We start from the raw sequence: 26,841 nt of genomic DNA, 5'->3' as shown, positions 1-26,841 counted from the left end.
ATATCGTTCTAAAGAACACTCTGATGAGTCTTATTTTCGTAATACAATCTATACCTTGCTTGTTAGCGAAGCATTTATCACACTCTGTCGCATATCGGTGGGTGTGAAAGGTAGGAAAGGCTCATCGTAATGGTGGTTACTCTCCCTGTCGATACAGGGCGAGCGTCCACGCTGCCGTCAACCACCCGTTGGCTGTCCGGGGTATGACAGGCCACACAGACACCATGGATACGATGTACGCGGACATAGAGGACGGGCAACGTCACGACATCGCAGTCGAATTCATCACCCGGCGAGCCATCGACTGCGACGGAGAACACGTCCACCGGTTGCTGGTTGCCGATCAATCTGGGCGGCAGTTCACGGTACTCGCCACACCTGACAGTGAGACACTGCTTGACCTGAAGACTGGAGCAACTCACCACATCTCGGGACTACTGGGCGCTGTCCCTGTCTCCGAAGCAAACGGTCGTGGTGATGAGTGCCCTGACTGTGGAGGAGCGCTTCGACCGGGGCAGACTGTTGACGCACCTGGGTCTGCCGTCACACAGGCGGCATCACAGCTCTCGCTCGGGGATACGTTCGGAATCATCGATGCCGAGGCGACTATTCATCGGGTTCGTGACGACCGATCGCTCGTCGATGACTGGGCGCCGATGGATACCGACGAGACAATTTCCCCACCCGACTACGTTTGTGAGTCCTGTGGGCGCCACGTCGACGTGTTCGAACTCCAAGACTCTACTGAGGACCATCGGATCCTCGAAAATCAGGCGATTGAGAGCGCATCTCCCGCGCCAGCAAGCGCGGACATAGCGAGCTCAGAGACACTCGGACTCGCCGCTGGTGGGGCAAAAGACGTGGCCAACTTTCGACAAAACGTCGCGAACGGCTATACGCCACAGCCGGAGGCGATCAGCGACGAGGGGCTGTTCTACGACTATCACTTCGAGACGGGCACGCGGGCCGAATCGGAGGCCTTGTTCGCGCCGCGCTATTCGGCCGCCGTGAGCGACCACCCGATCAGTGGGGAGACAGAGCGGTACCTATCGGTAGGACTGGATTCGACGCTGTCGGTCGATGAGTTCGAGCGGCCGCGGCTGGACCTCGTTGCCGTCCTCGATGTCTCCGGGTCGATGGATAGCGCCTTCGACGCGTACTACTACGACGAACACGGCCGCAAGCACGAAGCCGAGGACGCAGCGTCGACGAAACTCGACGCGGCGACACGGTCGCTGTGCGCGCTTACCGAGCAGCTTCACGCTGAGGACCGTTTAGGCGTTGTCCTCTACAACCACCGTGCCCACGTCGCGAAACCGCTCCGTGATGTCGGCACGACGGATATGCCGGCGATCCGTCGCCACATCCGTGAGATCGCTGCTGGCGGCAGTACGAACCTCGCGGACGGGTTCGAGGCGGCCGTCGACATGCTAGTTGATGGGACGCCCAGTCCTAGCGTCGAGCGCCGTGTCGTTTTCATGACCGATATGATGCCCAACACGGGAGCGACGGGGGACAGCGAACTGACGCAGCTGTTCGCGGACGCGGCTGCTGAGGGCGTCCACACAACGTTCGTCGGCATGGGACTGGACGCGAACGCGGAACTCACTGACACCTTGTCGGGCATCCGCGGAGCAAACCACTACTTCATCCACTCGGCCGCAGAGTTTGAGCGCCGGCTAGGCGAGGAGTTCGATTACATGGTCACCCCGCTGGTGTACGACCTGAATCTTGACCTCGAGGCAGACGGCTACGAGATCGAGGCGGTTCACGGATCGCCGTCCGCGGACGCCGCGACCGACCGCCTGATGCACGTCGGGACGCTGTTCCCCTCCGCCAAGCAGGACGGCGAGGCTCGGGGCGGCGTCGTCCTTGTTCGCCTCAAGCAGACGAGCCCGGACGCCGACTTGGATCTGGTCGCCTCGTGGACGGAACGGGACGGTGGCGAGTACACCGAGCGCGCCACTGTCAAGGTTCCTGACGAGTCTGGGACGTACGCGCACGAAGGCGTCAGAAAGGCGGTTGCGCTGGCCCGGTACGCTCGTGAACTCCGGACGTGGACGGCGGACATTCATGACCGCGCTGACGGCGCGACCGGTGTCGACGACTGGCTACTCCCTACCCAGCGCGGCCAGCACGAGCGTGAGTCCGTGCCGTTGGTTGTTCCTGACCGATACACTGAGCGGTTCGACCAACTTCGTAGCTACCTCACAGACGAGATGGCGGCTGTGGATGATGCGTCGATACAACAGGAGGTGGAACTTTTAGAGACACTGTGTCAGCAGGCGGCCGCGACGCCACAGGAGGTGCGTGACTGATGCTCGTGTTCGCGTTCGACCGAGACTGGACCGTTGACGTGAATCCACATCCCCACCATGACGCCGTCCCGCTAGCGTGGGTACGCTATCTTGCCCACGAAACGGCACACGCGGTCTACGCCATCGGGAACCAGACGCTGGCTGCGGAAGCCGCAATTCCGGGTGTCGTCGACATCGTCGGTCGCCACCCCGACGATTGGGACGAGTGGCTTGGCAAGAAACAGCCCGACGGTCGGTACGAGCAGTTCCCACTCCGGCGCGAGCGGCTGTCACTCATCGCTGACCTGCACCCGGATGCAGACGGCTACATCGCTGTCGACGATCTCGATCTGAGTGATGTTGACGAGTGGGATCACTACCATGCCTGGGAGTTCGTCCCCGCAGTCAAACAGGGACAGATTCATTCCGATCTCCTGTGGGTTCGTGATATCGTGACCGACGGTGGGCTCCCTACGTCCGCCGGGATTATGCCGTCGGACGCGTCGATGCTCTCGTCGTTTCTCGACGACTACACCGATGCGGCCGGATTTGAGATCACATATATAGACGATGGGGCCGAACGAAAGCGGCTCTGTCATGATGTGTCGATGGATGCTGTGGCGCTCGAACGACCTTCAATAGCACCAGCACTCCAGTGTACTCCGCTCGCACCAGGTAGTGACCAGTTCACAGTCCCCGTCGACGCGATTGAGTTGCTCTCTGTGGTTGAACCGCCCCCGGAGCTGTACACGGCTGACGCAGCGATGCCTGCCGAGGAAGCACTGGGACTTCGCCGCCTCGCTAGTACGCATCCGAAGGAAGTCCGTGTTTCATCGCTGCTCTCGATTTTAGACCACACCGATGGTGATAGGAGACAAGATGAAAACGCACTCCGAGCCCTGCGTCAAGTCGCCCTAGTGCGCCCAACAGAGTGTACGCCAGCCATTCCAGTCCTCCAGACGTTCTTGGCAGAAGAAAATTGCTCCGCACAAGCGGATGTGTTAGCCATCCTCAGAGCCATCGGCGATACCGACTCAGGGGCAGTTGTTCCACTCGCTGATGATATTGTTCCATATCTCTCCTCAAACATAATCTCTGTCCGGCGTGAAGCAAGCAAATGTATTGCGACAATTGCTGATGAATGTCCTGAAGACGCTGTGGACGCGGTTCCGGCACTCGCGGCGATCATCGAAGATGAGGCTAATTCACTCCCGTACGCGGTGTATGCCCTCTCGCGGATCTCACGTGAGTATCCAGAAGCAGTGAAACCAGTTGCTGAACCACTCGGCGAAGTCATCCTTGATGACTCGCTGTCGGACACTGTCCGATTAAACGCGACTGCTGGGCTCGGTCGGGTCGTCGGTGAACACCCGAGTATTGCCGTCGAGATTGTTGACGATGTTGCGACCCTGTTTAGCGCTGAGAATCCACAGCTCCGCAATAACGCAATCGCGCTGATTGGCGATGTGGCGATTATTCACACCGACGTCGTTGAGCCGTACACTGAAGCGATCGCTCCCTTGCTAACGGTTGACGACACGTACACTCGAATCAACGCAAGTGGTGCGTTGAGCCGCGTCGCTGACGATTTCCCAGAATCGGTTGCGCACGTCACACCGACGTTTATTGAGTTGTTGGCGGATGATGACCCACGGGTCCGTGAGAACGGCTGCTGGGCGCTTGGGTATCTCTCTGCCAACGAAGCGACCGCGGAGCTTGAAGATCGCGCCCGTGAGGATGACAACGCAGATGTCCGCAAGCGGGCATCATGGGCGCTCGCCCAGATCAACCAGTGATGCTTGTCTTAATGATCCGATCGCTGCCCCTGTCGACAGCGTTCACAGGTATAGAATTATACGACCAGACAGGCGTCGTAATTCTATGACAATTGAGAATAAGGCAGCGGGGTGTCTCCTTGGGCTGGCTTGTGGTGATGCTCTCGGTCGGCCGGTCGAATTCAACAGCGCCGAACAGATCGCATCCCGTCACGGCGAAGTGACAGAGATGCTCGGCCAGGGTACGCATGGCCAGCCACCAGGGACGATCACGGACGATACCGAAATGGCACTCTGTATCTCGGAGAGCCTTGTTGATCGACGTGGTTTTGATCCACCTGACGTGGGAGATCGATTCGTCAACTGGCTCGATTCGAACCCGTTTGATATCGGATTGATGACGCGCGATTCTCTGTCTCAGATTAGACAGGGCGCGTCGTGGGAGGAGGCTGGCTCGACTGTCTGGAAATCGCGACCGGAGGGGTCCAACGCGGGCAACGGGAGTGTCATGCGGTGTGCGCCGTACGCGATCGCGTTTCGACACTTCGAAACAGAACTCACCCACGTCAGTCAGCTTTCGTCGGCGATTACACACGCTGACCCGCGCTGCCGGTGGGGCTGTGTGATTCTCAATCGGACGCTCGCTAATCTGATTCGCGACAAACGCGATCCGCTCCACACTGCGCTTACGGATACCCATGCGGCTCCCAACGAGCTTCGAACGGCACTTACACAGGTCCGAGAAGTGATTACTGGCGACCGTGATTCTGCTGCGTTTGAGGCCCAGCTTGGAACCTCAGGGTATGTGGTCGACTCGCTTCAGGCTGGGCTCTACTACGGTTTGACCGCAGCGTCCGCCGAAGCAGCGATCGTTCAGGCTGTAAATAGTGGTGGCGACACGGACACCATTGGTGCGATCGCCGGCGCTGTCGCTGGTGCTCGATTTGGGGCAGCTGACATTCCGAATCAATGGACCGACGCAATCGAGGAATCCGACCGCATCAAGCGATTAGCACAGCGGTTGCTGACGATCCGGATGCGGATTCCTGGCAAGCGTTGTACGACGATGGATGATGGAACTCTCACCTTCAGGGAACGTACCATTGAGGGACCTGCGTACATTTCCGCTAGCGAATTTCAGGAGGCGACTATTGGACACCGTCCACACCCTGCGCCACATCGTAGTATCAGAACTGCGTATCATGAGTTGACACCCGCGACGGCGGCGATGCTTGACTGGGAACGGCGAGCGTACGCGGTTTTCAGTGATCGGTGTTCCGCATATACTGGCCCACGGATCAACATCGATGAGGAGTCAGGCTTCTCCCAGCCGTCGCTCGTCCCTGTGCCACAATACCCGTTTGTCGACGCTTTCGATGAACTTCCCGAGCAAGACCAGAAACGAATCAAGCGCGATGGGCAGGCCGCAGCGGACGCCTTCGTTCGAGCGTACGTGGCATTCACAGGAATCCGGCACCCGATAACAGCAAACGAGACCGAAGCGGTCGGCATCAAACGTCTGGATCCGATTGCGGGGGCGACGCGAGTGTTAGTAGGGACGTTCGCTGAGGCCGGTGAAGCGTTGTTGGGAACCTTCGAGAGTGGCGGCTACGACTCGCCAGCAGAGATCGAGGCAGCCTTCGACGCCTCTGTCGCTGAAGAGGTCATCGCTAACCGCCCAGGTGCTGTCTCTGAGGTTGCTGGGATCTTCCCCCAACTGGCAAGCGGGACGGGAGCTATCTTGGATCATCTTATACAACTTCGGCTCTCGGAGCGGCAACAGACGTCACAGGACGTCAATCCAGGGGATCAGCTTACACAGCTCCGTGATACAGCCAACACGATGGTCGGAGAACTCTACGTCATGTACGAATCGCTTCGGCGTGTGGCAGTCCGGCATCCGGAACTCGAGCACAGGCAATGGCAAGCCAGCACCACTCAGTTGGGGGGTCGCTGAGCGATGGTCGATGCGTGGCTCACAACGATGAGCACGAACTTGGAGGCGGTCATCAACCCCCTTATTGCGGCCTGTGAAGAGGGATTTCTCCCCGACGAACTGTACGTGCTGGAGAATCCCGGGGTCGGTGACCAGTTCGACGACATCACATCGATGATGGAGCGTGTAGTCATCGAATACAGTGGTGAAGATCCCGATCTCTCTGTGACGCAGCTTGAGACGGAGACAGATTTCCAAGGGATTGTCGAGCACTTCCGTGAACCAATTGCCCAGATACAGGCCGATGGGGGTACGGCGGCGGTTGACGTCACGCCCGGTCGAAAGTTCATGTCGGCGATTGCGTTTCAGGCGGGGATTCAATTCAAAGCCGAACACGTTTTTTACCTCTACGTTTCGAACAACCGCTTCTACGGCCGATTGTATCCCGACGTTCCCAGACCAGTGGTCGAACTCGTCGACTTCCAAGAGGTCTTCTAATGAAGCTTGCTCGCCGCCACATCACGCATCTCCTCAACGCGTTGTACACGGAGGGCATTACGTCGGTTAGTGTTCGGCACCCGTGTGAGGAGATCGGAGAACTCCTTGAGATCGACCTTTCTGATCCCGTCGCAACCACGGTCCGATTCACCCAGGGCGCGCTCACGTACCAGGATTCCCGCGAGGAACTCCACACGACGTATGGCGAACAGGCTTACGACGACCTGCCTGACAAAGAGACCTACATTCGAGCGCTTGTGGCTGGCGGTCTCATCGACATCGAAAATCGCGAGGATGTGGCGACGTTCTTCCGCCGGCAGGGGTATCCCGACCTAGACGCTGGCCATCAGCCCGTGGCTCTGGGCATTGATACGAATCTCCTTGCGTGGCGGATGCCGGATGTACTCAAACTGGATCCGGAGCGATACAGTGACGAAAACGGACGGAGTCCAGTCAATGGCTTCGCTCTCGCGACGGGTATTTACGAGGAACTCAATTGGCATTACAACCACTACGAGACACGAGCTCTCGAGGATGCGTTCGGGCCCGAATTCGCACGGTTAGACAATCAGCCAGCAGGAGCGAATCGTGAAGGATTCCTCGGGCTCTACGAATATCGACATCTTCGTGATCAGCGGTACGCGGATACGATTGAGAGTGAGACGGGCGACGAAGCGATTGTCGACGCCTATGCTGAGTACGATCAGGATAGTCGAAAGCAAGTTGTTCTCCTCAGCAACGACCACGGATTCGTCGATCTAGCTCGCGAGGCAGGGGTACTCGCCCACCACGTGAGTTTCCCGGTTGACATCCCACGGAAGGTGACCGTAACTTGGGACGAACTACAGGACGTGCTCTATACGCTCTCGGTGCTGTTCGGCGTGTTGCGACTCCCAAAGGTAACACTGTACGGAGTGTGGAACGGCAAATCCGGGGAGGATTGGCAACGAAAGCGGCTGGATGTCGATTGCCGAAGCGAGAACGTTCGTGAGAAACTGCGACGTGATCGCGCACTCACAACCGAATATGAGGCGACGAGATGAACTGCCCCGTAGATTGATGTATCCGTAGCTGCCTTTCCAGGTAGTGTCAATTCGTGTCAGAAACACGTTCTCTATTCTCTGGTCCTGATCCAGATCTGGTTACTGATAGAGCACTCACGTGGGCTGCCAATACTGCGGGTGAACACCCAGAAAGCATTCTCTGCCTCACTCAGTCCCGGGAGCGCGCAAACTCTCTCCAGCAGCGTTGGCGAGAGGGTCACAACGAGATTCAGTTCTTCTGTACGACGCTCGACGATTACGTGAGTGAACTGTACGAGCGCGTGACGGGGAATCTCGCGAATAGCACGCTCAGTCGTGTCCAACGGTTTCGGCTTGTCGAGGCAGCCATCGAACAGTACGGCGAGCACGTAACTGATGGTCCATTCGCAGGGATCGAATCCCCCGCGAACGATCTTATTGACCAAGTACAGGGCCTGTTTTCGCTCTTGGAATACGCGGGCTACGATAATCCAGACGCAATTGAACACGCACTACAGGTTGCTGGTGCGGCTGGGAGCGAGTCAGTCGACGCCGCTGAACTCTATGGCTCGTTCAGAGAGACTGACCCGTCCACCGCAGACAGCAGCCTCACGGAGCAAGCAACCGCATTCTCTGGGCTATACGCCGAATACGAACGCCTCCGAAGTGAACTACACCCCGACTGGCAGGGCGTCGTTGCGGAGCAGTATCTCACACTCCTTGACAATGACCAGCTGCTCACGACGGTTCCGGACTCGGTTGATGCTGTTATTCTTGATGGACTCACGCGTCTGGCACCCGCTGAACGAGAGGCTGTCGCTCGTCTCTCACGGGCGTATCCCACTGTCGCAACGCTTGCGCTCACACATGAGTCATGGAACGGTGTCGGCGTCGACTCAGGTGTAGAGCGGGCACTCGATGTCTATCAGGCATTAGATTTCGAACTGGAATACCAGACGCCGAGCTACACCAATGAGGATCGGTTGGCGGCAGTGCGGAGTCTCTACGATCATACCGCGGAGACACCCTCGTATCGTGACGAGGATGTCGGTCTGACGTTCACTGAACCCGCAACAGAACGTGACGAGGTCCGAGCCACGGCTCGCCAAATTCGGAGCTTGCTGGATGATGGTGTCGACCCGGCGGACATCGGTGTCGTCGTTACCGACCGGGCGACGTATCGAGGGATCCTGTCTGAGGTCTTTTTGACGTACGACATCCCTTTCACCTTCGTCAACGAGATTGGTATCGAACAAACCTTGGTCGGCGGCGCGGTGGAGGCACTGCTTGATCTAACCGACGAAGAGGCACAAACGAGTAGTCTTCTGGACCTCGCCTCGAATCGCCTCGTCACACTTGACGCGTTCAGTATTGATCTTGACGCGCTGTCGGGTACCGCTGCGAAGGCGCCTGATCAGGCGCTCGACCGTCTTCTCGAAACGTTAGAGAAGGACGACCACACGGCGACTGCCGACGGCATTCGCGACCTGATCACAACAGTCAATCCCAGCGAGGGTGGACTTGCCGAATTCACGTCGAGACTTGAGGACGTTCTGGAGAGACTCGCTGTCGAGGACGCTGTCGACACGTACGCTCCATCCGACGAGGCGACTGGCTCGCACCGTCCTGCGTACGAACAATCCGCTTGGAGCGCTGTTGAGCGCGTTCTCTCGTCGTTCGACTCCGTCTCGCCATATCTCGCGGACCAACAGCCTGCGCGACGTGTTCGTCGTGCGTTACTCGCTGAACTCGTTAAGGGGCCCCGCCAACAGCAGGGGTACGTTCGGGTGTATCCGATAGCCGAAGCCGAGATGGCGTCGTTCGATCATCTCTTCACACTTGGACTGACGATGGGCTACTTCCCAAGTGAGTCTGATACGATGGCGTTCTTTGAGGCAGTCAACAATGCTGATGAGGAATTCAGCCGCGAACACTCCGGTCGACGCGCACGATACATCCTTGGAACACTACTCACCGGCTCAAATCGGGTCACTCTCTCTATTCCGCAGCACACTGTCGAGGGATCCGAACACGTCTCCGCACCCGTTATCTCCGAACTCGAACGGTACGTCGAACGAACCGACACCGAAGATGGTGACGAGGAACTCCCGCATATCATCAGTGAAGACATCCAACAGTCCTACAGGGGCTGGGCAGTCCGTGAGTCGTTCGAAACACCTGAGCGGGCGACTGAACCGCTCACAACTGCCGACGGGCTGACAACCGATTCTCGTGCGTTTGCGACGCAGGGGATAACCTGTTCGTGGCGTCGATCACAACCCGGTGTGACCGACCATGAGGCGCAGCTCGGGGACATCGTCGATACCGTGTTCCCCGAAGATCGGAGAGAACCGTTCAGCCCGAGCGCACTGGATGACTACGCCCGTTGTCCGTTTGTTTTCTTGATGAAGCGCGTCCTCGGCTACGAAGAGGACTACGGGGACGAGGCAGGAATCACCCGTGCCGACCGCGGCACCTACGTCCACGGCGTGCTGGCGGCCTTCTATAGACGGCTCCGCATAGGAGATGACCAACCGATCGACCTCACAACGTTCGAGCCCGATATACTGGAGTCGACACTACTCGATGTCGCACTCGACCATCTTGCCGACATGGGCGAGGTGGAAACCCCGTTCGAGCGCAGAACGATTGGTCGATTGCTCGCTGGACTGGGTGACCCAGCCCGAAATCCGTATCATGGATTTGGTGGCGAAGCAATGGCGGGCCTGTTCGCTCGCTTCCTCGACACAGAGCTTGAGCGCCAAGCCGACGTGGCGACGCAACCGACCTACTTCGAGGGAGCCATCGACATTGATTACGACGACGTGGAGAAACTCTCCGAAGATCCGGTGACAATTGATACGCCAGATGGACCGGTGGACGTCCGAGGAATCACCGATCGCATCGATAAGACAGACCGTACACCGCACCGGTTCCACATCCGTGATTACAAGACTGGAAGTACGCCAGGGCGATCGGATATCACCGGTGGCACGAAGCTCCAGCTCCCGCTGTACGGACTCGCTTTCGAGACAGCCCTCGAAGCGCGGACTAGCGACCCCCACGAGGTCGTCGCCGGATCCTACTACAAGCTCAAATCTCCCGACGATATTGACCCAATAGCTGGAGAACTGACCTCGAGAGAGGCTGTGGATACTGACTCGCCCCCACTGGCACCGCCACTGTCCCAGTCTTGGCGGCTCCCATTCGAGACTCGGGCGGAATTCTCTCGGTTCATCCGCGATGTCACACCCACCCGCGTCGGACGGATCGGGACTGCTATCGAGAACGGTGCGTTCCAACCGACGCTCCTCTCAGAGAATCACGCGAACTGCGAGAACTGTACATTCCGACACAGCTGTGACGTGCGGCATCACCACCAGCGTGACACTATCGAGGAACTTGATGGCCGTGAGCATTACATCTCCGAACGAGCCCGAAACGAGGACCTGGATCTGGATGCCTACCCTGACGGGGGCGATGTCTGATGGTTGACTTCGAGCAGCTTGAGGACGCACAACGGCGAGCTGTTCTCGCTTACGACCGGAATTACGCGGTCACCGCTGGTGCGGGAAGTGGGAAGACAACGACGTTCGCCGCGCGGTATCTACAGTTGCTTGAACGCACAGAGACCGACCCGCACTCGATAGCTGCCATTACGTTCACCGAGAGCGGGGCGATGGAACTCCAAGAGCGTGTTCGAGAGTCTGTCAGCGACCGGCTCGCGAAGGTCGACGGTGAGGCCTACGAGGAGTGGCGTGAGTACCACGACGCGCTCCCCGAGGCGTACATCCACACGATTCATGGGTTCTGTGCGAGACTTCTGCGTGAGTACGCGCTTGAGGCCGATGTTCCGGTCGGGTTTGATGTAATCGAGGAAACGGCTGCCACCGGTCAACAGCAAGATACGGTCGAGCGCTTCATCGACCAGCATCTTGAGGACGACCGGCTGGAACTCCTCACAGACATCTACTACCGCGACCGGCTTGAGGAGTTGCTGACTGACCTTCTTCGTGAGCACCACCAAGCTCGCAACTGGGCCGACAGTTGGGCAGATGCGACGCCAGAAGACTACGTGGAGTATGTTGGTGAACGCTACTGTGCGATTGATATCGACGCTGCGCGGAAACACTTAGAGAGTGCTGAGATCCAGACCGCTCTCGAGGACATCTATCACGTTGCGTCGAGTGAGTCTGCGGGTAGACAACGGATTGGGATCGCTCAGAATGTCGCGTCCGCGGTAGAGACGCACGGGCTCGACATCGAGGCAATGGACGACACCGCGGTTCACGATGCGATGGCAGCTATCTGTGAGGCGCTGACGAGCGACGGCACGCCGTACTACGGGAAATTCAAAAAGTGGCCGTACTCCGGGCATGATGACTGGGACGACAAGAACGCACGTCTATACGATGAGGGTACGACCACGCTGGTGGAACGATTATCCGTCGAGTCGTGGGCTACGGCAGATCGCCTCGACGTCGATCGCAACGCCGCACAGTACTACGTTGCTTTCGCATCGTTCTATCAGGACCTCCACGACACGTACCAGCAGCGCAAGCGTCATGAGTCGTCATTAGATTTTGCTGACCTCATCGACGCAGCAATCGACCTCCTCGAGTCGAATGAGGCAATTCGGCACTCCCTTCGTGACTCGTTCGACTACGTGATGCTGGACGAGGTACAGGATACGGATCCACGGCAGTGGGAGCTCGTACAGTTACTCACCTCACTGGACGACGACTACGACACGTGTAATGTCTTCGTTGTGGGGGACGAGAAACAGAGCATCTTCCGATTCCGGGGCGCCGATGTGGCCCAGTTTAGCCGCGAACGTCAGCGTCTCGAGACTGCGAATGAAACACAGGACCTCTCCCCACTCGAAGACATCCATCCGGTCGATGGTGACGGGGGTCTCGACCGGAATTTCCGATCGGTACCGGCTGTTCTCGAACCCATCAACGACCTATTTGACAAGCTCTTCGGTGTCATTCCACCAGCGTACCAGGACGCCCCCACTGGAATCCAGTCGGATGACACGAGTTTCGAGCCGTCGCCCCAGCGTCTCACGCCCGACCGAAATGATAGTGCGGGGGTCAGCACCGGCGCGAGTTTCGTCGTGGTGCCGGAAGAAGCCGATACTCGCGAGAATGTCCTCTCCACCGGTCATACGCTTCAGGATCTCCCAGCGGATGACACCGAACTCGACACGCGCGCACTGGCGGCTGAAGTCGCGGCGGTACTCGAAAACGATACGCAACGCTACGAGACAGTCGGCTTCGAAGACGGCGAACCAGTCGAGGAGCCAACCTCACTCGAGCCATCGGACGTTGCGATACTGCTCCGTAAACGGACTCACCTGAAAGAGTACGAGCGTGCGCTCGCGGCATTGAATATCCCCTACACTGTCGCCTCGGGAATCGGTTTCTACGAAAGCGCCGAGATCGTCGCACTCCGAAACCTGTTCCGAGTGCTTTCGGATCCGAGCGACGACTTGGCGCTGTACAGCCTGTTGCGGTCGCAATTGTTCGGATTCGAGGACTCGCGCGTCGTCTCACTCTGGACGGGTATCGACCGGGACCACATCGGGGACGGTGAACTTTGGGACGCACTCGCGTCGACCGATGATGATCAATTAACGGCTGCTCAAGAGAACATCCAGCGGTGGCGGGCCCTCGCCGGTGTTACGGACGGAGCGACCGTCGTTGAGACGTGGGACGCACTCCTTGGTCGAATCATCGCGGATACGGGCTTCATCGCAAGTCTCGCGACGGACGAACGCGGCCAGCAGGCTGTTGCGAACGTCGAAAAGTTCCGAGCACGGCTTCGGGGCTGGAGTGAAGATGGACTCCAGACGCTGCCAGCTGTTGTCGACCGGATCGAGCGGGAGGTTGAGCTGTCGACGCGGGAGGGAGAAGCCGAAGTTGCCGAAGACGCCGATGGGGTTCGGATCATGACGATCCACGACGCGAAAGGTCAGGAGTTCCCCGCGGTATTTGTTCCAGGGCTATCGAAGGACTTCAATCTCAAAGTCGGCTATGGGGAAGGTATCGCCGAGTTCGAGACTATCGAAAACCCCGATGATGGACCGACACCGCTCCTTGGCATTCGCGGTCCTGGTGTCGAGGACGGCTTCGCACAGGAGGATACTATCTTGAAGCGGCGGTTGAAATTCGCCCGCAAGCGTGAAGCCATCGCTGAGGAGAAGCGGATCCTCTACGTCGCGATGACACGCGCTCGTGACCACCTGTATCTTGTTGGAACGGCGTCTGCTGACGACGGGTCAATGGCGAGCCTTGAGACGGGTGACGCAGATGATCCCTCGAACTGGTACGATTTCCTTGGGTCGCTACTTGTCGATGATACGGCGACAGACGCACTCGACGCCGATGGTGAATTTGCTTGGCACGGGGAATCTGAGGTTCCGCTCACGATTCGTCTTCCGCGAATCGAACACCAACTTACCAGTGGGGAGGACCGCGAAGCGCCCCCTCTGTCAATCGATATTCCAGAACTTGAGTCGGAGCCGGAATACAGTATTCCCGCATCATATCTGGGGTCGCTCATTCAGGACGGCGCACCAGGCGACATCGTCGTCGACCACTCAGGGAGACACGTCTCATACGTTCCAGCAGACGAACGGGATGAAGAGAGTTCTGAGGAGGACTCTTCTCCAGAGTATCTGCCACGGGCCGTGTTCGGTAGCACGCTCCACAAAGCCGTAGAGCTGGAGATTGAGCCAGATAACGCGGAGAGACTTCGAGAGTTGCTTGAGCAATTCACCGTCCAGGCTGACGTTTCACTCGACCGCATAGCTGAAAGCGATCTCTCCGAACTCCAGCGTCATCTCCGTGTGGCACGTGACTTTCTGGACGATCTCGACGCGCCCGTAGCGACTGACGAACGGCGGGTCCATGCGACGCTTGAGAACGGTGAGACGTATGGAGATATTGACAATCTCATCGTCACCGATGACGCCTACCACATTGTCGACTACAAGACGAACAAGATTACCGACGAGGCGTCAATCGACGAGAAAGCTCAGCAGTACAAGTGGCAGATGCTTGCTTACGCAGTCGCGTTGTACCAGAATGATTCGACGCGAGATGTGAAGGCGACATTGCTGTTCACAGAGGTTGGGGAGCCACGAACGTTTTCTTGGTCTTCAGATGAACTCAACAGACAAGGAAATCGCCTGAATGAGGACATTTGTAGAGTACTGGAACTTAATTAGCGGGTCAGTTGTGTTTATCAAATCACCTATTAGTCCTACTCGTGAGCATGGTGTGTATGCCAATCAGGGTTCCCGTGGATCCTCGAAAGTGGAGAACTCGATTTCGTCGAAGTAGCAGATTCTGCTGGCCTTGATGAAGGCTCCGGACACCCTCAAAGTGATGATGGAATCCTTCAAACTCAACCGGCTGCGCCTTGGATGGGTATGGACGATCCCCAAGAAATCATAGTCGCCTTGTTTCAGCAATATGTTCACTGCTGAACGACCCGAGACGGAAGCGATACAGACCTTGCTGAGCAGATTTTCCGCCGGAATACAGGCGACCTGTGGTCTCTCGCTGCCGACAAAGACTATGACAAGCAATCGCTTCATGAAGGATTACGCGAGCTCGGGATCAGGCCGCTAATCAAGCACCGCATCTTCGCAGCGTACGACCACGCACACAACCCAGAATCGACGATACCCGCTACAATCAGCGCTCTATGGCCGAAACCGTGAACTCGGCTGTGAAGCGCTCGTTCGGCTTCGCCGTGCGAGCGCGATCGTGGTTTCGTGAGTTCCGCGAAATCGCGCTGATGTGTGGTCTATAACCTCAAGCGCTTCGTCAAACAGTGAATCTCTACGCCTCACAGTGATTTAACACAGCCATTCAAATATGTTATATAGCGGTGTTACAAGTATTATTTGATAGTTCAAAATGGTTTAATCTCGGTCGCGAGGTTAAAATAGTATAGAGGCCTATTCGAAGATCGACTATAAGAAGTCGTCAAGTCCTGTATCGACCAGATCTTCTGTATCTTCTTCCAGTTCATGGGTCAAGTCCTTACTATTCGGGACTTCAAAAATCAGTTCAGGGTTGGACTGATTGACCTCTGAAAGAACCGACTCAACCTCTTCATGAATTGGTGTGTCTGGATTCGATCCGGTAATAGTACACCATGCTCGCGCTCTGGTGAGAGCAACAAATAATTCATTTCGCCGATTAAGTTCTTTCCCGCGCCAATCTTCTTCAGTTGTCGAGTCTACACCGAGCACGTACACAGAGGCTGCTTCGTTACCCTTCGCCCGATTAATAGCTGAGACAGTAACTTGTCCAGGTGACGAGAATACTTTGGAACCATCTTCAGAGGTATTGCCATTCTCTTGCCAGACGGCATTCGTCTCGATCTCGTGTTTTTCAAGAAGATTACTGAGATAGTCGTTAACATAATTGCGATTCTTTTGTCCGCTTCTGCGACTACGTGACAAGGGAATCACGAGAATCTCTTCAGGTTTCAGCCCTCCCTCGAAAATATCTTCTCGGATCTGTTTGGCCACCCATTCGATTTCGTCTGCCTTTGATGCAAACGAGTGGTGACATAGCAACCGGTCAGGCTCAATTGTATCTTGTAGAGGGTGTGGTGAGTTCTCTTGAGGACGTGAAAGGCGGGCCTCGCTACCCGTTTTACGGAAGTCAGCATCAATTTCGTAACCAAGATTCTCCCACCCATCCTGCCTGGTGATCATTTGGACTGGCCCCCCATCACGTTTCAAACCCATCCCGAGCGCATGTGCGGTCATGAGGAGCGATCGGTGTGCACGATACGCTTTCCGCATAATGTAGGTTTTCTGAGGTCCGTTCTTGTAGGTCCCACTCAAATCTAACAGAGGGTCTCCGTCAGTATCTGTTCCAAAGAGGTTTTTTGGGCTGGGGGCTTCTAAGCTTCCAAGGTCTTGGGCTTCGTCGTAGGCCCAAATGAGACGGTTATCCGCTGTGAGTGCCTCTCGACACATGTTGAGAAAATCAGGCCCGAAATCCTGTGCTTCGTCGATAAGGATCGCATCCCAGAGATCAGGAATGTCTCCTTCTTCTAAGACCTCAGCGGCGACAGCTTCCTGAGGGTCGTCAGCATCTGAGAAGATAGCTTGCGCTTGTCCAAAATTACGGAAAGAGACATTCTCCACCTCATTAGCAATCCGATAGTACACACCATCACCAGTTTGGCTTCCACCCCAGCCGTGGATAATATCGATAGATGCATCTGATTCTTTGAGTGACTGGCCGCTAAACTGCTCGTAATACCGATCCACAAGCGTCGTGATATGACCGTATAGACTCTTCGTGCTGAAGGTGAGGGCAATCTGAGGATTTTCCGAAGAACTGGGTTTCCACCCGTTCGGATCACTAAGCATTCGAGCTGCCTTCATAGCGACAAGAACGGTCTTCCCGGATCCAGCAATTCCACGAATTTGCTGCGGACCTGGTGGAATTTGGAGACCAATCTTTTGTTGTTTTTCGTCAAGTCCCCGGATCCCAGTCGTAACTAAATCATAATATTCTGCTTTGGTTTTAGGGTCATCAGAGACCTCTCCATGTGATCCGCTGATCGGCTGACCACAACTCAACACACCTCTTGCGGCATCGTACTCTGACTTATTGAGTGGATCTAGGTTTGGGAGTGATTCAAGTCGATCACGCAATGTCACTTTCCCCAATTCATCTCCCGTGATTACTCGTGGAGCTGATGGCCCGACAAAACCTCTATTCTCCCATTCTTCCCGTTTGACATGCGGGAGAACGACCACCGGAGTCATCGACACGGTACACTGTCCTTGGTTATCACGCAATTCCGGCTCCCTCTGGAAGTACGAGGTCAAAAAGAATCCCTGATTTCGTGCTTGCTCAAGTGGAGTCGCAGTTCGTTGGGTCATGTTCTGGAGGACCCATGTGTCGCCTTCAATTCGATCGATATGCTCTATCGTGTACCCCTTACATTCGATGACGACGAGGCCCATTTCCTCGTGGAGTAGCACAAAATCTGGTTTACGATCAAATCGGCTACCTCCCTTCTGTATAATCGGATACTGGTGGTAGAGGACCCCGCGTTCGCTTGAATTAAAACAGCGTTTCAGCTTATTCCAAGCGGTTATCTCTGCCTCGCCGCCTGGATCTGACTGAGAAACAGATGATGCTGAAATAAACTCCATAAATTAATAAGATTTTTGAACTATTAAAAAGATGATGATTCTGTTTCTTACTAATGTCGCAGTTATTGGAGTTTGTGAAGTTGTATAGGCACACGATCACTCCGTATCGATAGTCGTACAATCAGCACACTATATGTGAAATCTCTCTGTCATAAACTGTAAGCGTCTATTAGCGCAGAATAGAATCTCAACAGATATTGTTCTAAGAAAACGAGTGAATCGCTAACCTATTGCCGCCAGATGAATCTCAGAAACTCTCATCGATCATTTCGTCATTTGGAATATCTTCCTTCCGAATTTTCGCATCACAGCCCTTACATAGTGCCTTTCCCTGATCAGCCCATCCATAGTCCACCCATCTATGTTCATCGTCGTATGTACAATCGTCTGAAACACCTCTTGGATATTTTGAAGCCCCGTATCCATTTTGTGAGTCAATATTCTTGTTATCGTCTCGTTCTGGTGATTCTTCCAAGGGCACATCGTCACGGTTTGTAGGGCCTAAGAAACCCACGTTGTCATACAAGAACCGAGTTCGATCGGTACTGTACATCCGATTGATTCTACACCGGGCACAGAATTGGAATCCGTCTATATCCCTCCACTGGTGATTACACTCAGGAATCGGATCCTCCCATAGCAGATCCTCTTCATCAAACTCACCTACCCGGTACAAGTCACCTGGCAAGTATGCAAGATTACTATTAGAACTGAAACCCTCCTCCAAACGCTCGTATTTGAATTCGGTTTCAGAGAAGTCCTTCGGATATGCCCAGAAGATACTGTAGCCTTTTTCAAGATAATCTCTTGTTGTTTCTGGGATCGATTTTCCCTTATTCCTAAACTGAACCTCGATAATGAGACCAGAGTCAAAAAGAGGGTGCTGCTCTTCAAAACAAACTAACGAGTCCGCTACTCTCCTTTTGACAGTCGACGCCGTTCCATTCACATCTAACATTACCTCAGGTCCACACTGTGAATACTGACCAGAAAATACGTCCCTTAGTTTGGACACCGCCATTGATTTCATTCTCTTATGCTCCTCAGATTCCCCACCAGTACATGAGCCCGAATTGCTAAGATGGAAAAAATGCCGTACATGGTCCTCATTTGAGGGTTGGCGAGGACGCATACCACCACCACAAAATGGACAGACAACTGTAGTTTTGTCAGGGACTTGCTCCGGAATCACCCTCTCTTGATTCAGCTCTCCGATAAATGGCATAGATGCGTGCTCTGTTTCGAAGTTGGTAAGCTCTTGGCATCTCCAACCTCTCTGTGTTACACACGGCCCGGCGCAAAGTCCCTCAAAACATCGGAATGGCGTTTGAAGGGATATGTTCCTCGATTTGAAAGGATTTACACTCGCGACCTGCGGTGTGTCGTGGAGAATCCCGAGGAGACACGTTGAATTCCTCGATGTACATGTTGAACGCTGGGATTGTTCTGAGTGTCGCTGCCGGTGTTGATGTCATCCCAGTTGTACTCAGTGACCTCGGTGGGGGTCACGTCGAGGGTCCGTGATTAATGCGGATCTATCCTCCGACACCTATGGATCGGTGTAGGGTTCGGATCCCCCACTGAACGGATCGCGGTACTTGAGCAGGGAGGACAGGTTCTCTGCTGTGTGTTTCATCAAGACTTGTTCAATTCGTATTTGCTGTGCCTGTGGGGTGGAATCAAGACGGAGAAGGTTGGGCGTGGGTACTTGGGTCCTATACAGATACAATACGAGGACAGAGAGTCTATCAGTCAGATGTCGTCGATATGTGCGATCACCGTTCCATGCGATACGTCTCCGGTAGGAGACGTTACGAGATATGATTCTCCTTCGTTCCCTTTGTCCAAGATATACTCTCCGCTGGATGATGTGACGACCGGGTTTCCTGAATTACTAATTCGGTCAACGGTCACCAACTCCATATTGTCAAATTCGACATCCTCGATTTCATTGTTAATTCGGGCAGCAGCTTCTTCAATCGTATGTGGCTCATCAGCTGCTTTGTATATCAAATATAACAGTGGATATGACGGGAGCAATTCACTGTCGGCAACATCAGTATTCAACTCTGATCTCGAGCTCATCTCAATCCTAACAGAAGACTGTAGTTGTTGCTCCCAGTCAGTGAGCATTGATTCGAGTTCCTGAATGGGTCTGTCGCTAAGACTCTCGCCCTCAAAATTGGGAGACATAATTTCACCGAAGTGGTTGCTTTTGACCCAGATCGGAAACGTGATTGGCTTGAATTCGACCTCGTTTTCTGGGAGTATCCAGTCCAGCATGCTCTTCATTCGAAACCTGCCACCGATTGTTGCGTCTTTGTTTTCGTACTCTCTTATGAACCTATCTTCGACCTTACAAATCTCACATTCACCAGTCGAGTATGTAATTTGAACACGATAATCCCAGTTGACCTCTTCTCTGACCCTTTCGTCTCGAATGTAGATTTTTTCGCCAGTACGATCTCGCGAAAGTTCGTATTCTAAACAGCCATGATCGTCGAGTTGGACGCTATTTTTGACCCTATTGGGATGAGTAGCAAATGTTTGGGCTGAGCGTAGCATATATTTTTTCCAGTTATAACCATTTTCGGTTGATACTACGGTTGATTCCTTGATTCCCTGTGATATTAGCCATTCTTTAGTACCTCAAACGATGATTCTTGGTGACTCGCAGTAGCGGAATTAATACGGTGTTACTGCGACCTCGGACGAGCTGTTGATCGAGAGAACTACTCTACTCACCGATACGTCACTGTACCGGTCGCGTGCTTCACGCGTTTGACCGACTGCTCTTCAACGAGATATTCTAACCGATTCTGCACGGTCCCGCATGCGGGTCGTAGTCGTCCTCGAACTCCACAACGAGATCGGCGACGACCTAGCAGCGGTTGACGACCATCTCATCGAATTACACGGCGAATATGTAACTCTCTGAGGATTTTAACAAAGCCAATTATACTATTTCTGCGCTACGTTACATGCTCACCCGCCGCGTTGACAAACTGACCTGCGACGCCGTCGGGGCGTACATGGCGCTTCCTAGAGATATTTGTCCCCAACAAGCAGAGAGCGCACTACGCGGCTGGAGGCGGCTCGTGACTGGGTTCTGGTGTTCGTCCTCGTGTACACCGCCGTCCGTGTCGGTTTACTCCCGCAGAACCCGAACTATTTGCGCCCGCACGGCGTCCATTGTGAAGACCTGACACTCGACTACAGGAGATATGGATGTCTATCCGACCACTCGCAAAAACTATCAAATATCATCTATGACGACTTTTCACCGGCGAATAATGAAATTCTCATAACAGAAAATACGACACCAACTGGGAGGTATAGGAGTACATCTGTGAGATTTAGTCCAAGTAAGGTTACAACCCAATCTGTCACAGGGACATTAGTAAATATTCCAAGAAGTGTGATAACAGCCAAGAATAATGAGATACTGCCAACAACCATCAGATATATTTTTGTAAAATTTTTCTCAGATAATATAGAAACAATAAGTCCCAAAGTGGATGCTAATAATAGGAAGCTATCCAGGATAGGATTACCACCAGTCCAAGGAGTGTTCGGGACGGAATCAAATGGAAGAATCTCCATTACAATGAAAAGCCCCAAAATGGCCCCCACAGAACCTATAATAATAGAGTGTATCAGCGTCGTATCCTTTTTGGCTGATTTGGATGAGTGTTCATTTTTCTCCAGCGTGCCCGTCAGTAACTGACGAGAGAATAAAATCCACCCAATGGCATAGGGAACCCCACTAACTGTGATCAATACTGTTGGTAATGAATTCCCGAGCGAAGTAGAAACATATGGGATAAACGCAACTGGAGCACCCAAACCGAGAAGTCCCGCAGTCAGAGATGGAACTGCCTTCGATATTCTGAGATAATTTGCAAGTAATCCAGATCCCAGTATGATCATAATCGCCCCTGCTACGGCTGGTACTAAGAGGATAAATGATAATGCGACACTCGTCGGTAGAAGGATATAGCCGACCATTCCGGTCAGAGTTAATATGAAACCAACCACATTGAGGATTACACCTGTATTCCGATCAGTTGTAAGTCCTCTTTCTTTTCCTTGGTAGACGCTAACACATCCAAGTGATAAGAGTAGCGGAGAGATCATGGCAATTCCAATATACTCTGGTACTGAGTAAGCTACCCAGAGTGTGACAGGAATAAGAGATCCCCCGAGTGCCATCAGAGTCGATCCTTGCTTGTTATTTAGTCTGAACATATACTTGTAAAACTATTATCTTACTCTCTTGAAAATTTTTTGGTACGATTGTAATTTTAGTATTCTATATATAGATCACTATATGCTGTTAAAATAACAAATTATAACAAACTATTTACTACAAGTTAGAACTCAAATGTTTTATTTTGTTTCGACATCAATCCTCATTGACAGCTGTTCTGTCTTGTTGTCTACTGATAGATCTCTGCTAAATGTGTAAGTTCCAGGTGGAAGGTATGGATTTCCTTCACGAGCCCATAACTGATATTGCATCCGGTATGATTGATCTTTCTGGAGGGTTGTCGATACGTCTTGATTGGGATCATCGGGATATATCTCATCCTCAGTAACAAACCATTTTCCATCCTTATTCTCCCAAGAATTCAGGCTACCCACCAAAACCGCATGTACGTTGCCCCTGTTCCGTTCTCCTTTGATAGCATTTACTGAGTTCTCGCACGTGAAAGAAAATATAGTAGATTTATTACTAGTGTTGTTGAGATTTAAGCCGATTTCTGCCGTATATTCTTTGTTAATTTTATTTCTGGCCCCCCAAATTGTAGCTTCTAAATTGTCACCTGTGACGCTGTAATCTGTCACACTTACTGTTCGGTTTGGGTTGCCGGTTTCTGCCGAACTGCCACCTGTTGCTAGTGTAACGCCGATCCCACCAGCCGTCACCTGTCGAAGGTATTTTCTTCGATTCATCAAAACTAACGAGAAACCGTATTGTAATATAAATATGCTATTCGTACAATAATTCTTCTTCGCAAAGATTTTTATTGTTATAGAATATATCTGGTTGTATGAAAGTAGGTGTTTATCGAACAGATGAGGATGATGTTAATGATGCGATGGTCGATAGCGCAATCAATTCGCTCAACAATCTCGCAAACCAGCTCAGTACGGATGAACCGATAAACGTGGAAAAAGAGGAAGAGGTTTCTGGTTCATGGAACAACATTTCCACCTATGATGGATATCTAAACGAGTTTGATAATCAAGTCGACTTTTCAATTGGTGAGACAGGGGTTTTGATATACTATCGACAAGTAATTGATGGAACTCCTCTTTCGGCTGAGGCAGTGGCAGGGAAAGCTTCTGTAGTAGGCGGAGCGACTCAATTTAACCCAGAGTATTGTGTGGTTAATGGCGGAATGTATTCTCTTGATAAGGTTACTTATGAAAATTTTGTCAAACATGAATGGTTACATCTTCATGGTGCGGAGCATAGTGATGGAACTCAGTATAACAAGATCTATGGAAGGGCAAACTCACCTATGATTACTGGATACGCAGAACCTATCAGAGGTGGTAACCAAATACCGGATAACCCCTGTGATATAGATGAGGTGAATACAACTCTTGCCCATAACGAACAGATATCGTCATGCGTTGATGTGTCGTCTACAATTGATGAGAATTTCTAACTTTCGCAAACCCGAATCATAGTAAATCAACTGTATTTTGATTCAGAACAGATAAGTTGGACAGAAGGCACGCATCAGATCCTAAACCCCGAAACTGTGATTGATAAATAAGCAGTCTTCAGCGACCGGCTGTTTCAGGTAACAATCTATCTGAAGAATGGGATTTCAGCAGGGCCGTTATTTTATAAGTTAAGAAGCGCTGATCTGATGTATGACCGATCACCCACCCGACGACGCCGTTCCTGTCTTGGAGGATTCGGGTGGGCCGTACACGACTGCGGATATCTCTGAGCACGTCTCAAATACCCGTCAAAACCAGCTTTCCGCTGCGCTCTCCCAACCAGATGATTACTCTGGGAAGTCCGCGGAGCTAATAGAAGCCATCGAGCAAGCGCGTGCGGAGTCCTACGCGAATCGGGATTCAATCGCCGACCAGCTTCAGTACGAGGTCGTTGACGTTGTCCCGCAAGACAATCTCATCAACTCCTCATTCAACGGGGTGGCGATGATGCGGGCATACATTCTCAAGATGATCTCGGACGACATCAGCGGGTTCGACTCTCTTCAGTGGTATCTTGAGCGCAACCCCGAGATTGCTTCCGGATTCGGGCTCGAGGACGGCAAGGTACCCAACCGCACGACATTCTCCACGCAATGGTGGGAGCGCTACCGACCGGCCTTCCGTGAGCATGTCCGGTTCGCAGCTGCTCGCATCGCTGCGAAGCTGAAGGGCCACGACTTCAACCTCGTCGAGGACATCGACGAACAGATACACGAGTTCCTGCCAACGGAACCCGAGGAAGACACAGAAATTCCGGACGAGCACCGGATCGAGCAACAGACGCGCGACCGCGTGTTCAACGAGTACCGCAAGCTCTTCAACGAGGTTATCGACTACGGGCGGGGGCCGAACAAGAGAATCGACGCCGACAAGCTGACCGAGCAGGCGACATTCACGAGCCGGCGCAACGAATCGGTGACCGGCGGCAGAGACGTGTACGTGTCCGAGCACCGCGTCACCGACGACGATTACATGTGCTCAGAGGCGCTGGCGAAGCCGCTCCGAAACTACTCTCGAAAGCTCGCCGAACTCAACTACGCGCGCAACAACGCACTGGTTCCGGGCGAGACCTCCTACGACTGGTCGGTCAACCCCGAGGACCGCGACTTCGGCGAAGGTGAGTCGTGGCACAAGCGCACGGAGCACGGGATCGACAAGCAGGTGGAGATGCTGAGGGAGCGCGGGATGCTGGACCGGCCCGTGGACATTTGCATCGACGGGACGGCCCGCGAGTACCACAACCGCAACGACACCGACGTTGAAGAGCCCGACGGTGTCCTCCACCGCTATCCGAAGTACGAGACCGGCTACGCGTACGAGGACATCACGCTCACCGCCATCTACCGCGGTCGTGCCATCGTCCTCGCGTCCGTCTCGAAGGTGAAGGCGGACGAGCAATACCAGTGCGTGCGCTACCTCATCGACCGGGCTCGCAGCCTCGTGAATGTCAACAACGTCTACGCCGACAGCGAGTACGGCACCCAGAGAATTTGCTCGTACATCACCCACTGCGGCCTTGACTACGTAATTAAGAAGCGGAAGACTCGCGGCGCAGTCAAGCGCTTCCTCCATGAAGAAGCCGAGGGACGTGCCGATTGGACGGACTACGAGATAGAGGGTGCCGACCACACGATGCACAAGACGACGCTGCTCGCCTTAGAGAAGATCACGCGCTCGGTTACGAAGAAGGGCGAGAAGCGGAAGGCCGGCGAGACAAACGACGGCACCTCACAGACGACGCTGCCGGGTATGAACGGACCAAACGAAGAGGACGACAAGGGTGAAGACGACGGGGCTGAGGTGGAGTACGCGGCGTTCATCACAAGCTTGGACGTAGAGGCTCGCGGGCTCCATCCGAGCGGTACCGGGCCGCGACGCGCTGAAACGACTGCGTTCGGCGTCGGCCAGCTCTACCGGAAGCGGTGGAGCATCGAGACGGCGTTCCGCGACATCAAGCAGAACTTCTTGGCGAACCCACGGAGTCGGTGCCTCGGCGTCCGGCGGTTCTTCTTCATGCTGTGCCTGCTGCTCTACAACTGCTGGGTGCTGCTGAACCTCATCGTTGCGGACGAGATGGACCACCGGGACAACGAGGAGATCATCTGGCGCAAGAAGATATTCATCATCGACATGCACAACGAGGTCTTCCCCGACATCGAGTTCGGCTAGCCGCCCCGGTCTGCCGCCGCGTCAGCCCCGATCACGAGCCGCGACGCTCGCGGTTCACCGTCGTTTTCACCGTCAACTTTTCAGAATATTTATATAGACCACCGCCACCGGCAAATCTCGGCTCGCTCAGCGGGGCTTCACCTTTCTACAACGCCCTCAGAGGCTCCAATCATCCTATCGTTTGAGGTACTAAATTAGAAGATGTTCGAAAGGGCGTAAATGCGAATACCTGTGAGGGACATGGGCGGTCAACTGCGTCTGGACGAGGATATAACGCTGAACGCCTCGTTAATGCCATATTTGACAAGTCTGGCACCGCTTTCCGCGGGGCAATTGACTCACATATTGATACTTATGTCCCTGGTGAGATTGGCTACGATATTGAAGTCAAATCCTGTGTCGCTCGGTATCAAAGTAATACCAACGAATCGGGGCGGTACGGGCAATTTCGAATCTGGAAGCACCACCACGATGAATTACTAGCTGAAGCCTCAGAGTATGATTCAATAAGGCCGGTATACTTTTTTGTCGTGTATTCAGTCATATATGGAATCGAAGAAGAAGTAGGGAAATTACTCGTGCCTGCTGAGATAGTTGACGGTGCGCTTGATAACTGGTCTCTCGAAAATCACGTGACGATGGGCGAACAGAAAACCCGTCAGATCTCGTGGCACCTCCTACTGAGGCGATTAGGCGTATCGGCAGATCGATTCAAATCCAAGGACCTTATCGACCTTACAAATGAGTGACTCACGACTCACTCCAGTTGCGTTCGACATCGAGACCTCTGGATTCGATGCGGACGCTGTCATCACCGTCGCTGGGTTCGCGCACGGTCTCGGTGAATCGCTTATTCTCAATACTGGCGGCCACAGCAAGGTGGATCGAAACACACTGGTGAGAGCGCTTGATGAGGAGTCAACTGGGACAGCCCAACTCGACGTCGTTGATGACGAGGGCGAACTCCTCGAGGCGGTCGCGTCGTTTGTCACGAACCAACTCGATGGTGACACCCACTACGTGACCGCATTCAATGGTGAGACGTGGAACGGTGGGTTCGATCTTCCCTTCTGTCGGACGCGATTTCTCCAACATGGACTGCGGTGGCCCTTTGGTGACATCGCGTACGCCGATATGATACAGGTGGTTGACCGCTTCAATACACAAGATCAGACTGATCTCGTTGGGGTGTATGATGTCCTTG

17 protein-coding genes and 1 pseudogene are annotated in these 26,841 nt (G+C 53.9%); 12 read left to right on the top strand and 6 right to left on the bottom strand.

Translation table 11 applies throughout. The annotated features are described in order from the left end of the window. Positions 1-203 precede the first annotated feature (203 nt). From EXE41_RS11100 to EXE41_RS11070, 7 genes are all read left to right on the top strand, one after another. Complete coding sequence (locus EXE41_RS11100; protein ID WP_137691027.1) at positions 204-2,318, top strand: VWA domain-containing protein; 2,115 nt, start codon at positions 204-206, stop codon at positions 2,316-2,318. Continuing rightward, the gene (locus tag EXE41_RS11095) at positions 2,318-4,093 is read left to right on the top strand and encodes a HEAT repeat domain-containing protein (protein ID WP_137691026.1); all 1,776 of its coding nucleotides are present in this window, start codon (positions 2,318-2,320) and stop codon (positions 4,091-4,093) included. Before EXE41_RS11100 ends, EXE41_RS11095 begins: the two co-directional genes overlap by 1 nt. Before the next feature lie 85 nt (positions 4,094-4,178). Then, positions 4,179-6,029: an ADP-ribosylglycohydrolase family protein gene (locus EXE41_RS19950; RefSeq protein ID WP_137691025.1), complete on the top strand. Its 1,851-nt coding sequence runs from the start codon at positions 4,179-4,181 to the stop codon at positions 6,027-6,029. A 3-nt stretch (positions 6,030-6,032) separates the two neighbouring features. Beyond that, a complete protein-coding gene (locus EXE41_RS11085) occupies positions 6,033-6,506 on the top strand; it encodes a hypothetical protein (RefSeq protein WP_241987230.1) in 474 nt (157 codons plus the stop codon). After that, entirely contained in the window at positions 6,506-7,549 is a 1,044-nt protein-coding gene (locus EXE41_RS11080) for a hypothetical protein (RefSeq protein WP_137691024.1), read from the top strand. Before EXE41_RS11085 ends, EXE41_RS11080 begins: the two co-directional genes overlap by 1 nt. Before the next feature lie 260 nt (positions 7,550-7,809). Next, a complete protein-coding gene (locus tag EXE41_RS11075) occupies positions 7,810-11,016 on the top strand; it encodes a PD-(D/E)XK nuclease family protein (RefSeq protein ID WP_137691023.1) in 3,207 nt (1,068 codons plus the stop codon). Then, positions 11,016-14,762, top strand: coding sequence for an exodeoxyribonuclease V subunit beta (locus EXE41_RS11070; RefSeq protein ID WP_137691022.1), 3,747 nt, complete (start codon positions 11,016-11,018; stop codon positions 14,760-14,762). Before EXE41_RS11075 ends, EXE41_RS11070 begins: the two co-directional genes overlap by 1 nt. A 63-nt stretch (positions 14,763-14,825) precedes the next feature. On the opposite strand, the gene EXE41_RS20020 is transcribed toward EXE41_RS11070, so the two are convergent. Then, positions 14,826-15,134: a hypothetical protein gene (locus tag EXE41_RS20020; protein WP_394348111.1), complete on the bottom strand. Its 309-nt coding sequence runs from the start codon at positions 15,132-15,134 to the stop codon at positions 14,826-14,828. Between EXE41_RS20020 and EXE41_RS11065 the strand changes: the two are divergent. Then, positions 15,024-15,377 (top strand): annotated as a pseudogene (locus EXE41_RS11065) (transposase); the annotation flags it as partial. The gene EXE41_RS20020 and the pseudogene EXE41_RS11065 sit on opposite strands and share 111 nt — an antisense overlap. Positions 15,378-15,515: 138 nt before the next feature. Here EXE41_RS11065 and EXE41_RS11060 read toward each other — a convergent pair. From EXE41_RS11060 to EXE41_RS11040, 5 genes are all read right to left on the bottom strand, one after another. Further along, on the bottom strand, positions 15,516-17,729 hold the full coding sequence (locus EXE41_RS11060; RefSeq protein ID WP_137691021.1) for a nuclease-related domain-containing DEAD/DEAH box helicase: 2,214 nt from the start codon (positions 17,727-17,729) through the stop codon (positions 15,516-15,518). A gap of 247 nt (positions 17,730-17,976) precedes the next feature. Next, positions 17,977-18,954 carry a hypothetical protein gene (locus tag EXE41_RS11055; protein ID WP_137691020.1) on the bottom strand — a complete coding sequence of 326 codons (978 nt, stop codon included), beginning with the start codon at positions 18,952-18,954 and terminating at the stop codon, positions 17,977-17,979. Positions 18,955-19,481: 527 nt separating this feature from the next. After that, the gene (locus EXE41_RS11050) at positions 19,482-20,294 is read right to left on the bottom strand and encodes a hypothetical protein (RefSeq protein WP_137691019.1); all 813 of its coding nucleotides are present in this window, start codon (positions 20,292-20,294) and stop codon (positions 19,482-19,484) included. A gap of 702 nt (positions 20,295-20,996) precedes the next feature. Further along, positions 20,997-21,941, bottom strand: coding sequence for a hypothetical protein (locus tag EXE41_RS11045; protein WP_137691018.1), 945 nt, complete (start codon positions 21,939-21,941; stop codon positions 20,997-20,999). A gap of 177 nt (positions 21,942-22,118) precedes the next feature. After that, positions 22,119-22,685 carry a hypothetical protein gene (locus EXE41_RS11040; protein ID WP_137691017.1) on the bottom strand — a complete coding sequence of 189 codons (567 nt, stop codon included), beginning with the start codon at positions 22,683-22,685 and terminating at the stop codon, positions 22,119-22,121. Positions 22,686-22,783: 98 nt separating this feature from the next. Between EXE41_RS11040 and EXE41_RS11035 the strand changes: the two genes are divergently transcribed. The 4 genes from EXE41_RS11035 to EXE41_RS11025 all read left to right on the top strand — a co-directional run. Continuing rightward, the gene (locus EXE41_RS11035; RefSeq protein ID WP_137691016.1) at positions 22,784-23,407 is read left to right on the top strand and encodes a hypothetical protein; all 624 of its coding nucleotides are present in this window, start codon (positions 22,784-22,786) and stop codon (positions 23,405-23,407) included. A 211-nt stretch (positions 23,408-23,618) separates the two neighbouring features. Then, positions 23,619-25,637, top strand: coding sequence for a transposase (locus EXE41_RS11030; protein ID WP_137691015.1), 2,019 nt, complete (start codon positions 23,619-23,621; stop codon positions 25,635-25,637). Between the two features lie 530 nt (positions 25,638-26,167). Then, positions 26,168-26,386, top strand: a complete 219-nt coding sequence (locus tag EXE41_RS19080; RefSeq protein ID WP_158294411.1) for a hypothetical protein — start codon at positions 26,168-26,170, stop codon at positions 26,384-26,386. Next, positions 26,379-26,841, top strand: a 463-nt coding sequence (locus EXE41_RS11025) for a hypothetical protein (protein ID WP_137691014.1), incomplete at its 3' end; no start/stop codon positions are given. The genes EXE41_RS19080 and EXE41_RS11025, both read left to right, overlap by 8 nt.

This window comes from Halorubrum sp. SD690R, from assembly GCF_005435035.1.
Classification (GTDB): Archaea; Halobacteriota; Halobacteria; order Halobacteriales; family Haloferacaceae; genus Halorubrum; species Halorubrum ezzemoulense.
Note: the sequence above shows the minus strand (reverse complement) of the source record. Positions and strands in the feature narration are given on the sequence as shown.